The sequence below is a fragment of the Saccharothrix variisporea genome (assembly GCF_003634995.1).
Taxonomy (GTDB): Bacteria; Actinomycetota; Actinomycetes; order Mycobacteriales; family Pseudonocardiaceae; genus Actinosynnema; species Actinosynnema variisporeum.
Genome location: NZ_RBXR01000001.1, coordinates 5004434 through 5018013 on the forward strand (window position 1 = coordinate 5004434; position 13580 = coordinate 5018013).

A 13580-nucleotide genomic window follows, 5' to 3' on the forward strand; every position below is an offset into this window, starting at 1 on the left:
TCACTCCCCGATTTCGACGATCAGGTCCACCTCGACCGGCGCGCCCAGCGGCAACTCGGCCACGCCGACCGCCGCGCGCGCGTGCTTGCCCGCGTCGCCGAAGACCTCGCCGAGCAGCTCCGACGCGCCGTTGACCACGGCCGGCTGCCCGGTGAACCCCTCGGCGGACGCCACGAACCCGGTGAGCTTCACCACGCGGACGACCTTGTCGATGCCGACCAGGTCGTCGACCGCGGCGAGCGCGTTGAGCGCGCAGGTCCGGGCGTGCGCCTTGGCCTCCTCGGGGCTGACGTCCCCGCCGACCTTGCCGGTGGCGGCCAGCGCCCCGGCCACGAACGGCAGCTGGCCGGAGGTGTAGACGTGGTTCCCGGACCGCACGGCCGGCACGTAGGCCGCGACCGGCGCCGCGACCGGCGGCAGCTCGACGCCCAGCTCGGCGAGACGGGCCGTCCAGCTCATGCCTTGGGCCGCTTCAGGTAGGCGACGTGCTGCTCACCGCTCGGGTTGGGCAGGACGGTGACCAGCTCCCAGCCGTCCTCGCCCCACTGGTCCAGGATCGCCTTGGTGGCGTGGATCAACAGCGGGACGGTCGCGTACTCCCACTTCTGCATGCCGGGGAGCCTAGCCGGACCGCTCGGGTCGGCGCGTCAGGTCCGGCCGAGCAGTCCGATCACCAGTTCCGCCAGCCCGCCGCGCACCACCGCGAGCACGGCGTCCCGCGCCCCGCCCGCCACGGCCGCAGCCAGTGCCTTGAGCCGGCCCGGCTCGCGCTGGACCGCCGCCACGACCGCGCCCGGGTCGCGGACCGACCCGTCCTCGCCGACCACGCCCTCCCGGGTGAGCCGGTCGATCAGCGCCCGCAGCTCGGCGACCGCCGCCGCGACGTCCGGACCGCCGCCGCCGCTCGTGACGATCTTGTCCCGACCGACGACGTCACCGAGGCTGCCGCCGATGTGCGCGCCCTTGCCGATCCGGTGCCCGCTGGTCACGACCCCACCTTGTCCCGGCCCACGACGTCACCGAGACTGCCGCCGACGTGGGCGCCCTTCCCGATGCGGTGGCCGTTGTAGACGTTCTTGACCTTGATGACCCGCTGGTCCTTCGGCGGGTTCTCGATGTAGCCGACGACCTGCCGCTCGATCGCGAAGATCTCCTCGCGGTCGGTCGACGTCAGCGCGGTGACCTGGGTGCCCGCCGTCTCGATCACCAGCACGTACTGCCGCCGCCGGAACAGCCGCCGCACCACCAGCACGAGCAGGTACACCACCCGCACCGCCACGACGATCGCCAGCGCGGCGGCGAACCGCTCCACCAGGACCCGGACGTCCCGGTCCAACCCCAGCTCCGGCACGACGCCGGCCAGCGCCGCACCGACCAGCGCCACGAGGAGCGCCAGTCCGAACACCTCGCGCAGCGGGTAGGCGGTGGCGTCCTTGCCGGTCCAGCGCAGCCGCAGGGTCTGCACGCGCGAGATGTTGGCCAGCGGGTACGCCTGGTGCGCGATCCGCAGCAGTCTCGGGCTGACGACGATCGCCCCGATCTCTTCCTTGACCACGACTCCTCCTCCCGGGGATCACCGTCGTGATGCGCGGGCCGCGGCCGGTGATACGCGGAACCACCCGATCGGTTCCCACACCGAACGCCCCACCACTGGTAACGTTATGCCTGCACACCAGACGATGTGTGTGCAGGACGCACAACCGGCGGGATCGGATGGATCGGGACGAGTTGGAGATGGTGGCGGGTGCCGGGCGGGCGTTGGACGAGTGCAAGAGGTTCATCGCCCGGGTCATGGACGAGTCCACCGGGATGAGCACCACGGAGTACACGGAGCCGGTCGAGGCGTGGGCTGGGCGGCTCGCCCAGTTGCTGTTCGCCATCGGGCGGCAGGCGGCGGAGTGGGCGGAGGCGCGGGGGTTCGTCGTGATCGACCTGCCCCCGGACGACAAGGGGGTCGGGTGAACCGGATCGACGTGAGCGGGCTGGCGCCGCGGTTGTTCGCGGTGGTGCAGGGGGACGACGAGGAGCAGTGGGTCGCCGCCTGGGGGATGGAGTTCGAGGACCACGCCGAGGTGGCCGCGGTGTCCGGTGACTTCCGGATGCTCGTGCCCGCCGCGGCCAAGTCGCTGAGGTACTTCGACGAGGGACTGGACGTGCGCACCACGCTCGTCTGGGTCGACCCTGCCCCGCCGGGCGGATCGGCGCTACCTTGATCGAGTGGAGACCTGGCGGGTCGTGGCGACGGGCGCATTCGTGGTGGGCGGGCTCGTGCTCGTGCTCGTCGCGATGGCGCAGGCCCGCGATCGCAAGCACGCGCGCGGCGCCGACGTGTGGCGGGCCGGCCTCCTCGGCCTCGCCGTCGTCGGGCTCGTGGCCGTGCTGATCGCGTACTGGCTGCCCTCCGTGGCGGCCTGGGGCACCGTCGCCGCGACCGCCATGGCGGTGGCCTTCATCACGCTGATGGACTGACCGTGTCAGGCGGTTCTCAGCGGTACGCGCATACGCTGATCCGGTGAACGGCTGGACCGACGAGCTGACCCGAGCCCGGCTGCACGTCGTGACGGGCAAGGGAGGCACGGGCAAGACCACCGTCGCCGCCGCCCTGGCGCTGGCCCTGGCCACCGGCGGGCGGCGGGTGCTGCTCGTCGAGGTCGAGAACCGGCAGGGCATCGCCCAGCTCTTCGACCGGGCGCCGCTGCCCTACGCCGAGGAGCGGATCGCGTCCGCTCCCGGCGGCGGCGAGGTGCGCGCGCTGGCGGTCGACCCCGAGGCGGCGCTGCTGGAGTACCTCGACATGTTCTACAACCTGGGGTTCGCGGGGCGGACGCTGCGCCGGATGGGCGCGATCGAGTTCGCCACCACGCTCGCCCCCGGGCTGCGGGACGTGCTGCTCACCGGCAAGGTGAAGGAGTGCGTGCGGCGCGCCGGCAAGACCGGTCGGCACGAGTACGACGCCGTCGTGCTGGACGCGCCGCCCACCGGCCGGGTGGTGCGGTTCCTCGACGTCACGCGGGCGATGGCCGACCTGGCCAAGGTCGGCCCGATCAAGGGCCAGAGCGACGGGGTGGTCCGGCTGCTGCACTCCGGCGACACCGCCGTGCACCTGGTCGCCCTGCTGGAGGAGATGCCGGTGCGGGAGACGCTGGACGCGGTCGCCGACCTCGACGCCGCCGACCTGCGGCCGGGCGCGGTGTTCGTCAACCGGGTCCGCCCGCCGCGGCTGCCGGCCCGCTCGATCAATTCCGCCGCCGAGGGCCGGGTGGACGAGTCCCGCCTGCGCGCCGGGCTCGAGGCGGCCGGGCTGGACGTGGACGACGACGTGCTGCTCGGGCTGGTCGACCAGACCGTCGAGCACGCGGCGCGGGTGCGGATGGAGCAGCAGGCCAAGGAGCTGCTCGCCGAGGCGGACCTGCCCAGCGTGGAGCTGCCCGAGCTGACCGACGGGGTGGACGTGGCCGCGCTGTACGAGCTGGCCGAGGTGCTGGTGTCCCGGGGTGTGCGGTGAACCGGCTGGACGTGGACGCGCTGATCGACGACCCGGCGACCCGGGTCCTGGTGTGCTGCGGCTCCGGCGGGGTCGGCAAGACCACCACCGCCGCCGCGCTGGCCGTGCGGGCCGCCGAGCGGGGCCGCCGCACGGTCGTGCTCACGATCGACCCGGCACGGCGGCTGGCCCAGTCGCTGGGCCTGCGCGAGCTGGACAACCACCCGCGCGAGGTCAAGGTCGACGGGTTCGCCCCGAAGGGTGAACTGCACGCGATGATGCTGGACATGCGCCGCACGTTCGACGACATGGTGTGGCAGCACGCGGGCCGGGAGCGGGCCGAGCAGATCCTGGCCAACCCCTTCTACCAGACGATCTCCACGTCGTTCTCCGGCACGCAGGAGTACATGGCGATGGAGAAGCTGGGCCAACTGGTGGCCCGCGACGAGTGGGACCTGATCGTCGTGGACACCCCGCCCAGCCGCAGCGCCCTGGACTTCCTGGACGCGCCGCAGCGCCTGTCGACCGTGCTGGACGGCAAGCTGATCCGGCTGCTGTCCGCGCCCGCGCGGGCCGGCGGCCTGGGCCTGCGCAAGATCGTCGGGGCCGGGTTCGGCCTGTTCACCAAGGCCGTGTCGACCATCGTCGGCGGGCAGCTGCTGCAGGACGCGTCGACGTTCGTGCAGGCCTTCGACAGCATGTTCGGCGGCTTCCGGCAGCGCGCCCAGGCCACCTACGACCTGCTGCGCTCACCCGGGACGGGGTTCCTGGTGGTCGCGGCGGCCGAGCCGGACGCGCTGCGGGAAGCCGGGTACTTCGTGGACCGGCTGTCCGCGGAGGACATGCCGGTCACCGGCCTGGTGGCCAACCGCACGCACCCGGTGCTGGCGTCCTTGCCCGCACCGGGTGCGCTGGCCGCGGCGGAGAAGCTGGAGCGTTCGGGAGACGCCCCCCTGGCGGCTGCGGTCTTGCGGGTGCACGCGGACCGCGTCGCGGTCGCCGATCGGGAGCGGCGACTGCTCGCGCGGTTCACCCGCGCGCACCCGGCGGTACCCCTGGTCGGGGTGCCCGCGCTGCCGACCGACGTGCACGACCTGGACGGCCTGCACGAGATCGGCCGGCGGCTCGCGGGCGAGTGACTACCCGACCTTCGCTTCCCGGTGCTCCTGGCGCGCGGTGTCCAGGAGCTCGTGCCACGACGTGACGTCGGGCCGGCGGCGCAGGAGCGCGCGACGCTCCCGTTCCGTCATGCCGCCCCAGACGCCGAACTCGATCCGGTTGTCCAGGGCCTCGGCAAGGCACTCGGTGCGCACGGGACACCCGAGGCACACCACCTTGGCCTTGCGCTGCTCCGCGCCTCGGACGAAGAGCTGGTCCGGCTCTTCATCACGGCACGAGGCCTTGATCCGCCAATCCCCCTGTTGCATAACCCCCACCTCAGTTCACACAGTGCCCAGACTCTTCAAAAATCCGCCACACCCCTGCCGCGGATGCCGTAGGCTCACCATCGAGTGGTTCCGCCCTCGGCTGCTGTCTTGGACAGTGACGGACTGTAGAGCCTTCCGGTTCCACCTCCAACCCTGGGTTGCCCACCTGTTACCTGTCTTGAGTACTCGTACTCATCCTGGGTAATGAATGCCCCGCGACCCGGCTCACCTGGACGTGTGCTGGGTAACCTGACCTGCATGAGGGCCAGGAACGGCGTGCTCAAACTGCTCGGCCTGTGTCTGCTCGCGGGGGTGCTCCTCGCGGGCATGATGTTCCCCGTCGTGGGCTCGCTGGGCCTGGTGTCCAACAGAGCCAGCGACACGGTCGACAGCATCTCCGCCGACCTGGTCACGACCGACCCGCCGCTGATCACGACGATCACGGACAAGGACGGCGCGCCCATCGCGTACCTGTACGACCAGTACCGCGTGCTCGTCCCGCCCGAGAAGATCTCGCCCACGATGAAGGCCGCGCTGGTCTCCGTGGAGGACCGGCGGTTCTACGAGCACCAGGGCGTCGACTGGCGGGGCACGCTGCGGGCCGGGTTGACCAACCAGGTCAGCGGCGCGGTCACGCAGGGTGCCTCCACGCTCACCCAGCAATACGTGAAGAACTACCTCGTGCACGTGGTCGCGCGGAACAACCAGGTCGAGGCGCAAAAAGCCCAAGAGCAGACCATTGCGCGCAAGGCCCGCGAGGCGCGTATTTCACTCCAGTTGGAACGCAAGCTGGGCAAGGAGGAGATCCTCGCCCGGTACCTGAACGTGGTGCCGTTCGGTTCGACGATCTACGGCATCGCGGCGGCGGCCCAGGCGTACTTCAACACCACGCCCGACGCGTTGACCGTGCCGCAGGCGGCCGTGCTCGCGGGCATGGTCAACAGCCCGTCGGCGCTCAACCCGGAGGCGTACCCGGAGAAGGCGCTGGAGCGGCGCAACCAGGTCATCGACAAGATGGTCGAGAACGACAAGCTGTCGAAGGACGCCGCCGAGGCCGCGAAGAAGGAGCCGCTGGGCCTGGCGACGCCGGTGCGCACCCCGCCCAACGGGTGCGTCGGCGCGGGCCCCGAGAACGGGTTCTTCTGCTCGTACGTGGTGACCTACCTGCAGCGCAACGGGTTCAGCCTCGAACAGCTCAAGACCGGCGGCTACACCATCCAGACCACGCTGGACCGGACCATCACCTCGCACGCCAAGGCGGCGGCCGAGGCGCAGGTCGCGAAGGACACCGACGGCATCGCCAACACGATGGCGGTCGTGCGGCCGGGCCGGGAGCGGCACGAGGTGCTGGCGCTGGTCGCGAACCGGGACTACGGCCTGAAGGCGGACCAGTTCCAGACCACCTACGACCTGCCGTCCGGGGTGGAGAACAAGTTCGGCGCGGGCAGTGTTTACAAGGTGTTCACCGCGGCGGCGGCCCTGGAGAAGGGCATGGGCATCGAGAACATGATGGCCACGCCGAACTCGCACGTGTCGCGGGTGTTCAAGGGCGGCGCGGCGAAGTGCCCGTCGACCGGTGAGCCGGACACGCGGTGGTACTGCCTGGGCAACGCGACCTCGAACTACCCGCCGCAGATGACGTTGCAGCAGGCGTTGCAGACCTCGCCGAACACGGGGTTCGTGATCCTGGAGGAGCAGCTGGGCATGGACCCGGTCGTGGACATGGCGTCCCGCCTGGGCATGCGCGAGACGATGGCGACCAACATCGCCGGCGAGCGGCCCAACCCCAAGGCCAAGGAGTACGGGCTGCGGGTGTCGCAGACGGAGTTCTACAAGGCCAACGGCGGCAACGCGTCGTTCACCCTGTCGCCGGCGCCGGTGAGCACGCTGGAGCTGGCGAACGTGGCCGCGACGGTCATCAGCGGCGGCATGTGGTGCCCGCCGACCCCGGTGGGCAAGGTGACCGACCGCAACGGCAAGCAGGTGCCGGTGAACGAGGCCCCGTGCGAGCAGGTCGTGGCCGAGGGCCTGGCGAACGGCCTGGCGAACGGCATGAGCAAGGACGACCAGGGCCAGGGCACCGCGGCGGCGGCGGCGAAGGGCGTCAAGTGGGACCGCCCGATGATCGGCAAGACCGGCACCACGGAGGACTACAAGTCGGCGGCGTTCATCGGCGCCACCCCCGACTTCGCCGGCGCGGTGCAGACCTTCAACGACGGCACGGCCCCGCGCGGCATCTGCGTCAACGGCGGCCCGCCGAGGCTGTGCGGCGAGGGCGACATCTACGGCGGCACGGTCCCGGCGAGGACGTGGTTCGACACGATGTCGAAGGTCCACGAGGGCGTGCCGCGCCGCGACCTGCCGCCGGTGGACGAGCGCTACCGCAAGGGCGGCAAGGAGATCCAGATCCCGGAGGTCGTCGGGCGCAACGTCAACGACGCCACGAAGATCCTGGAGGAGGCCGGCTACAAGGTGACGGTGTCGAACCGGAACTCGGAACAGCCGAAGGGCACCGTGGTCGGCCAGACACCACGCGGTTCGGCGCTGCGCGGGACGGTGGTGACGTTGCTGGTGTCGACGGGCTACGTGCCACCACCGGCCCCGACGGAGACGACGAACACCCAGAACCCACCGGCCCCGGGCGATCCCCAACCACCGGGCAACGGCAGACCGACAGACCCACCGCAGATCACGCTGCCGACAGACCCACCAGGCCGCTGATCCGCCAACGGGAACGGGGCGCCACCCACCCAGGTCGGCGCCCCGCTTCCATCCAGCCCGTTTTCGTCGTACCCCCGTGGGACAATGGACATCGGGGGCCGGAGGCCAAGCCTCAGCTCGCGAGCGCGGCCTTCACCGCCGCCGCCACCCGGCCGCCCTCGGCCCGCCCGGCGACCTTGGCGTTGGCGGCCTTGATGACCTGCCCCATCTGCTTCGGCCCGGGCTTGTCGCCCAGCCCCGCCTCGACCTCCGCGACCGCCTCGGCCACCAGGGCCGCCAGCTCGTCGTCGGACAGCTGGGCCGGCAGGTAGTCCTCCAGCACCTTCGACTCGGACCGCTCCAGCTCGGCCTGCTCGGCGCGGCCGGCGCCCGCGAACGCCTCCGCCGCCTCGCGCCGCTTCTTCACCTCGCGGGTGATGACCTTGAGCACCTCGTCGTCGGACAGCTCGCGCGCCGCCTTGCCGGAGACCTCTTCCGTGGTGATCGCGGCCAGCGTCATCCGCAGCGCACCCGCCCGAACCGTCTCCCGGTTCTTGATCGCCGCCGTCAGATCCGCCTGCAACCGCGCCTTGAGCTCCGCCATGTGCGGGAACGTTACCGGGCACCGGTCTGCACCCCGAACCGGTTAACCCCCTACCCTCGACCTCGTGAACAAGCTAGGCCGAACGCTGCTCGCCACGACCGCCCTCGGCACGGCGACGCTCGCCTACGCGGCGGGCATCGAGCGGAGGCACTGGACGCTGCGCCAGGCCACCGTGCCGGTCCTCACGCCCGGCTCCGCGCCGCTGCGGGTGCTGCACCTCTCGGACCTGCACATGCTGCCGGGCCAGAAGTCCAAGCAGCGCTGGGTCGCCGCGCTCGACGAGCTCGAACCGGACCTCGTCGTGAACACCGGCGACAACCTGGCGCACAAGCAGGCCGTCCCCGCGGTGATCCGCGCGCTCGGTCCGCTGCTGAACCGCCCGGGCGTCTTCGTGTTCGGCAGCAACGACTACTACGCGCCGCGCCCGAAGAACCCGGCCCGCTACCTGCTGCCCTCGGCGAAGACCAAGCGCATCCACGGCATCCCGCTGCCGTGGCGCGACCTGCGGGCCGCGATGGTCGAGCGGGGCTGGCTGGACCTGACCCACGAGCGCCACACGTTCACGGTGGCGGGCCAGACGGTGTTCGCCGCCGGCCTCGACGACCCGCACCTCAAGCGCGACCGCTACGCCGACATCGCAGGCCCCGTCCCGGAGGCGGCGCTGCGCCTGGGCGTCACGCACTCGCCGGAGCCACGCGTCCTGGACCCGTTCGCGGCGGACGGCTACGACCTGGTGCTCGCCGGCCACACGCACGGCGGCCAACTCCGCATCCCCGGCTACGGGGCGATCGTGACCAACTGCGACCTGGACCGCTCGCGGGCCCGCGGCGTCTCCCGCTGGGGCGCGCACATGTGGCTCAACGTCTCCGCCGGCCTGGGCACGTCCCCGTACGCACCAGTCCGCTTCGCCTGCCCGCCGGAGGCCAGCCTGCTCACCCTCGTGCCCCGACCCGTCGACGCAGGTCAGAGCGGGTCCGCGGCGGAAAGGGATACCCGGTTCGGAGTGGGTGGGAACGTCAGGTAGAGTTCTCCTCGTTCGGCCCCCCGCGGGAGGCCGGGCGGGACCGGGGTGTGGCGCAGTTTGGTAGCGCGCTTCGTTCGGGACGAAGAGGTCGCAGGTTCAAATCCTGTCACCCCGACCAGCCGAAGGGGCTGTCCGAGATCATCGGGCAGCCCCTTCGTCGTTCCCGCACTTGCCACGTGGTGCAGCGGCACACGATGGAGTGGACTTTCGGCCGAGTAGCCGAAGGGTGACGTATGGTGAGCGTTAGGCGAGGGCCGATCACGTTCTGTTAATCCATACGAGTGAAGGTTGACGGTTCAACTCACTGAAAGTAACGGGCGGCGGGGCGGGTGCGACACCGAGACGACGCATCGGTCCCGGACGCTTCCAGCGAGGAGTCACCCATGAGCACCGTCTCCGCGGCCAAACCGACCTCCACCGGCTGGGTGCGCTTCGTCGCCTGGGCGGTCGTCTGCCTCGGGGCCGCCGGGCTCGTGGCCCTGGTCTCGTCGCCGCTGGTCGGGGTGGCCGCCGGGCTCGCCGTCGCGGTCCTCGGGGCTGCCGTGAACGCCCTGACGCGCGCCTCGCGCACCATGGACCGCATCTTCACCGAAGAACTGGACTGAAACCCCGGCACGATCGAGGGCATGGGAGACCACTCGACCCGCGCCGAGGTCCGCCGGCGGACCTACGGAGAACGCGACCTCGCCGCCCTGCACGTCTTCGCCGGCGGGTTCATCAACTTCGGGTACTGGCGGGACATCCCGCTCGACGGCACCCTCACCGTCGACCAGCGCATCGCCGCCCAGCAAGCCCTCTACGACACCGTCCTGGACACCCTGCACGTCACCTCGGACCACCGCGTCCTGGAGGTCGGCTGCGGCCAAGGGGTCGGGGCGCGCACGGTCCTCGAACGCGGGCCCCGGCTGGTGCACGGCGTGGACCTGGTGCCCGAGCAGGTGCAGCGCGCCCGGCAGAACACGCCCGAAGCGCTCTTCTCCGTGGGCGCGGCGGACGACCTGCCCTTCGGTGACGACTCCTTCGACCGCGTGCTGTCCGTGGAGGCGGCGCAGCACTTCGAGGACCTGGGCGGGTTCGCGCGGGAGTGCGCCCGCGTGCTGCGACCCGGCGGGCGGCTCGCGGTGACGACGTTCTTCGCCGCGCCCGGAGCCGAGGCGGAGTTGCGCGAGCTGCTGAAGACGTTCGAGAACGGCATGGACCTCGCGCACACCGTGGACGGCTTCGGCACCGACCTGCGCACGGCAGGGTTCGTGGACGTGCGGGCGGAGAGCATCGGCGCGCACGTGTGGGAGGGCCTGGACCGGTGGCTCGCGCAGGGGCCGCACCGCGACCACTGGGACCGCAACTGGCTGCGGGCCGCGCGGCGCGGTCTGCTGGACTACCACCTGGTCACCGCGCGGCAGCCGGCAGGATCGGAGGGGTGACGACGCACCCGACCGCCGAAGTCCCCGAGCCGCTGTTCGACGACCCCGAAGCCGAAGCCCGCTGGCGGGACCGCTTCACCGCGCCGCGCGTGAGCCTGCCCGGCTGGGCGGACGACGCGCCGGACCGCAGCCTGTACCTGTCGAACTCCAGCGGTGTGTGGGAGATCTACGCGTGGGACCGCGGCGCGGACACCCACCGCAAGGTCACCGACCGCCCGAACGGCACGTCCCACGCGGCGCTGAGCCCGGACGGCGAGCAGATCTGGTGGTTCGACGACACAGACGGCGACGAGTTCGGCGTCTGGGTGCGGGAGCCGTTCAAGCCCGGCGGGACGGTGGAGACCGCCGTCGAGGGCGTGCCCGCCGCGTACCCGGCGGGGTTGGAGATCGGACACGAGGTGGTCGTCGTCGGCACGTCCACCGACGACGGGACCGCCGTGTACGTGTCCCGGTCCGGCGGGCCGGCGACCGTCATCTACCAGCACGAGAACGACGGCGGCGTGGCCGCGCTGTCCAAGGACGAGACCCTGGTCGCCCTCGCGCACTCCGAACACGGCGACAACCGGCACGCCGCGCTGCGGGTCGTCACCCCGGACGGCACGAAGGTCGCCGAGAAGTGGGACGGGCCGGGCAAGGGCTTGGACGCGATCGCGTTCAGCCCGGTGCGCGGGGACAACCGGTTGCTGGTGCTGCACGAGCGGCGCGGCCGGGAGGAGCTGCTGATCTGGGACGTCGAGGCGGACACGGAGACCGAGATCGCGATCGACCTGCCCGGCGAGATCAGCGCCGACTGGTACGAGGACGCTTCGGCGCTGCTGGTCGTGCACACGTTCCAGGCCCGGAACACCCTGCACCGCTACGACTTGACCACCGGCGTGTTGTCCGCTTTGGACACTCCACACGGGACGGTCGGGTCGGCGAACGTCCGCCCGGACGGCGCGGTGGAGTACTCGTGGTCCTCCGCCGCGCAGCCCGGTGTGGTGCGGGTGCTCGACGTCGACGGTGACGAGCGGGTGCTGCTCTCGCCGCAGGGCCACAAGGCGCCACCGTCCGTGGAGCTCCAGGACGTGTTCGTCGGTGACGTGCACGCCCTGGTCGCGCGGCCGGCGGGTGCTCCCGACGGTCCGCTGCCCACGGTGTTCAGCCTGCACGGTGGTCCGCACGCGGCCGACGAGGACCGGTTCTCCGCCTACCGGGCGGTGTGGCTGGACGCCGGGTTCGCCGTGGTGCACGTGAACTACCGCGGCTCCACCGGGTACGGCTCGAAGTGGCGGGACGCGATCGAGGGCCGGCCGGGACTGACCGAGCTGGAGGACGTGGCCGCGGTGCACGAGTGGGCCGTGTCCTCCGGGTTCGCCGACCCGGCGAAGTGCGTGGTCAACGGCGCGTCGTGGGGCGGGTACCTGACGCTGCTCGCGCTGGGGACGCAGCCGTCGCTGTGGGCGGCGGGCATCGCGGGCGTGCCGGTGGCGGACTACCTGGCGGCGTACGAGGACGAGATGGAGCCGCTGCGCGCGTTCGACCGGGCGCTGTTCGGCGGGTCGCCCGAGGAGGTGCCCGACCGGTACCGCGAGTGCTCGCCGCTGACCTACGTGGACGCGGTGCGCGCGCCGGTGCTGGTACTGGCCGGCGAGAACGACCCGCGCTGCCCGATCCGGCAGATCGACAACTACCTGGACCGGTTGGCGGCGCGGGGGGCCGAGTACGAGGTGTACCGGTACGACGCCGGGCACGGGTCGCTGGTGGTGGCCGAGACGATCCGGCAGACGGCGGCGGAGGTCCGGTTCGCCCAGCGCGTGCTCTGACGGGCTCGGAACGCGGAACGCCTCGCCGGGCGCCGGGTTCGGCGTCCCGCGAGGCGGGGTGTTCCGGTGGTGCGGGTGTTCCGGCGGGTGGGGTCAGGCCTGTTGGGCCTGCCACATCCAGTGCGCCTGCTCGAGCTGCTTGGTGATCTCGATCAGCAGGTCCTGCGTGACCAGGTCGGACTTGTCGGTCTCGTCGATGCGGGCCCGCAGCCGCTCGACGAGCTTCGCGAGCGCGCCGACGACCGCCGACACGACCTGCTCCTCCTTGAGCCAGTTGTCCGGGAACTCCGGCACGCCCGACTCCGCCGCCACGGTCTTCGCCTTGCCGTTGGGCGAGATGCCGAGGGCGGCGGCTCGTTCGGCGACCTCGTCGGTGTAGGTGCGCGCGGTGGTGACCAGCTCGTCGAGCTGGAGGTGCACGCTGCGGAAGTTCTTGCCGACCACGTTCCAGTGCGCCTGCTTGGCCACCAGGGACAGGTCGATCAAGTCGACCAGGGTCGCCTGGAGCACCGCGCCGACGGACTTCTTGTCGGCCTCGGGCAGCGGGCTGGTGATCGGGGACTTGCTCATGGACGCCTCCTTCAGACGGTGGCGGTGAGAGCCACCTCGATGTTGCCGCGCGTGGCGTTGGAGTACGGGCACACCTGGTGCGCCTTCGCGACCAGGTCCTCGGCGACGTCCTGCGGCACGCCCGGGATGTGCGTGTGCAGGTCCACGGCCAGCTGGTAGCCGCCGTTGCCGTTGGGCCCGAGGTTCACCTTGGCGGTCACGGTGGTCTCGCCGAGCGCGACCTTGCCGTGCCGTGCGACGAGCTTGAGCGCGCTGTGGAAGCACGCCGCGTAGCCGGCCGCGAACAGCTGCTCCGGGTTGGTCTTGTCGCCGCCGGGGCCGCCGAGCTCCTTGGGCGTGGCGAGCTGCTCGTCGATCACGCCGTCCGAGGACCGGACTTCGCCGTTGCGCCCGTCGCCCGCCGCGGTGGCTTCCGCCGTGTAGAGCACCTGCATGGTGAACGCTCTCCTTTGAGCTGGTGGTTGAGGCTTCCTGATCTCCCCAACACCCGGCCGAAGCCGAACCACACCCGTTCGTGTGGCAGCTCACGCCCCTCGCAGAAG

Annotated in this window: 18 protein-coding genes and 1 tRNA gene; 11 read left to right on the forward strand and 8 right to left on the reverse strand. The window is 71.6% G+C overall.

Features of this window, described 5'->3' with window-relative positions:
- Genes DFJ66_RS22415 through DFJ66_RS22430 form a run of 4 tightly spaced genes read right to left on the reverse strand, consistent with a single transcriptional unit; the run spans position 1 to position 1555 of the window.
- A complete protein-coding gene (locus DFJ66_RS22415) occupies positions 1 to 459 on the reverse strand; it encodes a RidA family protein (RefSeq protein ID WP_121223612.1) in 459 nt (152 codons plus the stop codon).
- Positions 456 to 611: a Sp36 family protein gene (gene sp36 / locus DFJ66_RS22420; protein WP_121223613.1), complete on the reverse strand. Its 156-nt coding sequence runs from the start codon at positions 609 to 611 to the stop codon at positions 456 to 458. Before sp36 ends, DFJ66_RS22415 begins: the two co-directional genes overlap by 4 nt.
- Before the next feature lie 36 nt (positions 612 to 647).
- Complete coding sequence (locus DFJ66_RS22425) at positions 648 to 989, reverse strand: hypothetical protein (protein WP_121223614.1); 342 nt, start codon at positions 987 to 989, stop codon at positions 648 to 650.
- A complete protein-coding gene (locus DFJ66_RS22430) occupies positions 986 to 1555 on the reverse strand; it encodes a DUF6232 family protein (protein ID WP_121223615.1) in 570 nt (189 codons plus the stop codon). Before DFJ66_RS22430 ends, DFJ66_RS22425 begins: the two co-directional genes overlap by 4 nt.
- A gap of 158 nt (positions 1556 to 1713) precedes the next feature.
- On the opposite strand from DFJ66_RS22430, the gene DFJ66_RS22435 reads away from it, so the two are divergent.
- Genes DFJ66_RS22435 through bagB form a run of 5 tightly spaced genes read left to right on the forward strand, consistent with a single transcriptional unit; the run spans position 1714 to position 4623 of the window.
- The gene (locus DFJ66_RS22435) at positions 1714 to 1962 is read left to right on the forward strand and encodes a hypothetical protein (protein ID WP_121223616.1); all 249 of its coding nucleotides are present in this window, start codon (positions 1714 to 1716) and stop codon (positions 1960 to 1962) included.
- Positions 1959 to 2213, forward strand: a complete 255-nt coding sequence (locus tag DFJ66_RS22440) for a hypothetical protein (protein ID WP_121223617.1) — start codon at positions 1959 to 1961, stop codon at positions 2211 to 2213. Before DFJ66_RS22435 ends, DFJ66_RS22440 begins: the two co-directional genes overlap by 4 nt.
- A 4-nt stretch (positions 2214 to 2217) precedes the next feature.
- Complete coding sequence (locus tag DFJ66_RS22445) at positions 2218 to 2469, forward strand: hypothetical protein (protein WP_121223618.1); 252 nt, start codon at positions 2218 to 2220, stop codon at positions 2467 to 2469.
- Positions 2470 to 2512: 43 nt separating this feature from the next.
- Positions 2513 to 3505: an ATPase BagA gene (bagA, locus tag DFJ66_RS22450; RefSeq protein WP_121223619.1), complete on the forward strand. Its 993-nt coding sequence runs from the start codon at positions 2513 to 2515 to the stop codon at positions 3503 to 3505.
- Positions 3502 to 4623 carry an ATPase BagB gene (gene bagB / locus DFJ66_RS22455; protein ID WP_121223620.1) on the forward strand — a complete coding sequence of 374 codons (1122 nt, stop codon included), beginning with the start codon at positions 3502 to 3504 and terminating at the stop codon, positions 4621 to 4623. The genes bagA and bagB overlap by 4 nt, the downstream gene beginning before the upstream one ends.
- Here bagB and DFJ66_RS22460 read toward each other — a convergent pair whose 3' ends face one another.
- Positions 4624 to 4911, reverse strand: coding sequence for a WhiB family transcriptional regulator (locus DFJ66_RS22460; RefSeq protein ID WP_121223621.1), 288 nt, complete (start codon positions 4909 to 4911; stop codon positions 4624 to 4626).
- Between the two features lie 258 nt (positions 4912 to 5169).
- Between DFJ66_RS22460 and DFJ66_RS22465 the strand changes: the two genes are divergently transcribed.
- Entirely contained in the window at positions 5170 to 7632 is a 2463-nt protein-coding gene (locus DFJ66_RS22465) for a transglycosylase domain-containing protein (RefSeq protein ID WP_121223622.1), read from the forward strand.
- 112 nt (positions 7633 to 7744) lie between these two features.
- Here DFJ66_RS22465 and DFJ66_RS22470 read toward each other — a convergent pair whose 3' ends face one another.
- A complete protein-coding gene (locus DFJ66_RS22470) occupies positions 7745 to 8215 on the reverse strand; it encodes a GatB/YqeY domain-containing protein (protein WP_121223623.1) in 471 nt (156 codons plus the stop codon).
- A 64-nt stretch (positions 8216 to 8279) separates the two neighbouring features.
- Here DFJ66_RS22470 and DFJ66_RS22475 point away from each other — a divergent pair, with 64 nt between their 5' ends.
- The 5 genes from DFJ66_RS22475 to DFJ66_RS22495 all read left to right on the forward strand — a co-directional run bounded on the left by DFJ66_RS22475 (position 8280) and on the right by DFJ66_RS22495 (position 12468).
- Positions 8280 to 9239, forward strand: coding sequence for a metallophosphoesterase (locus DFJ66_RS22475; protein WP_121223624.1), 960 nt, complete (start codon positions 8280 to 8282; stop codon positions 9237 to 9239).
- 41 nt (positions 9240 to 9280) lie between these two features.
- Positions 9281 to 9357 (forward strand) — tRNA-Pro (locus DFJ66_RS22480).
- A 265-nt stretch (positions 9358 to 9622) separates the two neighbouring features.
- The gene (locus tag DFJ66_RS22485; RefSeq protein ID WP_121223625.1) at positions 9623 to 9844 is read left to right on the forward strand and encodes a hypothetical protein; all 222 of its coding nucleotides are present in this window, start codon (positions 9623 to 9625) and stop codon (positions 9842 to 9844) included.
- Positions 9845 to 9865: 21 nt separating this feature from the next.
- Positions 9866 to 10663 (forward strand): class I SAM-dependent methyltransferase, encoded by a 798-nt coding sequence (locus DFJ66_RS22490; protein ID WP_121223626.1) that lies wholly within the window; start codon positions 9866 to 9868, stop codon positions 10661 to 10663.
- Positions 10660 to 12468: a prolyl oligopeptidase family serine peptidase gene (locus tag DFJ66_RS22495; protein WP_121223627.1), complete on the forward strand. Its 1809-nt coding sequence runs from the start codon at positions 10660 to 10662 to the stop codon at positions 12466 to 12468. Before DFJ66_RS22490 ends, DFJ66_RS22495 begins: the two co-directional genes overlap by 4 nt.
- A gap of 93 nt (positions 12469 to 12561) precedes the next feature.
- Here DFJ66_RS22495 and DFJ66_RS22500 read toward each other — a convergent pair whose 3' ends face one another.
- Entirely contained in the window at positions 12562 to 13038 is a 477-nt protein-coding gene (locus DFJ66_RS22500; protein WP_121223628.1) for a Dps family protein, read from the reverse strand.
- 11 nt (positions 13039 to 13049) lie between these two features.
- Positions 13050 to 13472, reverse strand: a complete 423-nt coding sequence (locus DFJ66_RS22505; protein WP_121223629.1) for an organic hydroperoxide resistance protein — start codon at positions 13470 to 13472, stop codon at positions 13050 to 13052.
- Positions 13473 to 13580: the final 108 nt, after the last annotated feature.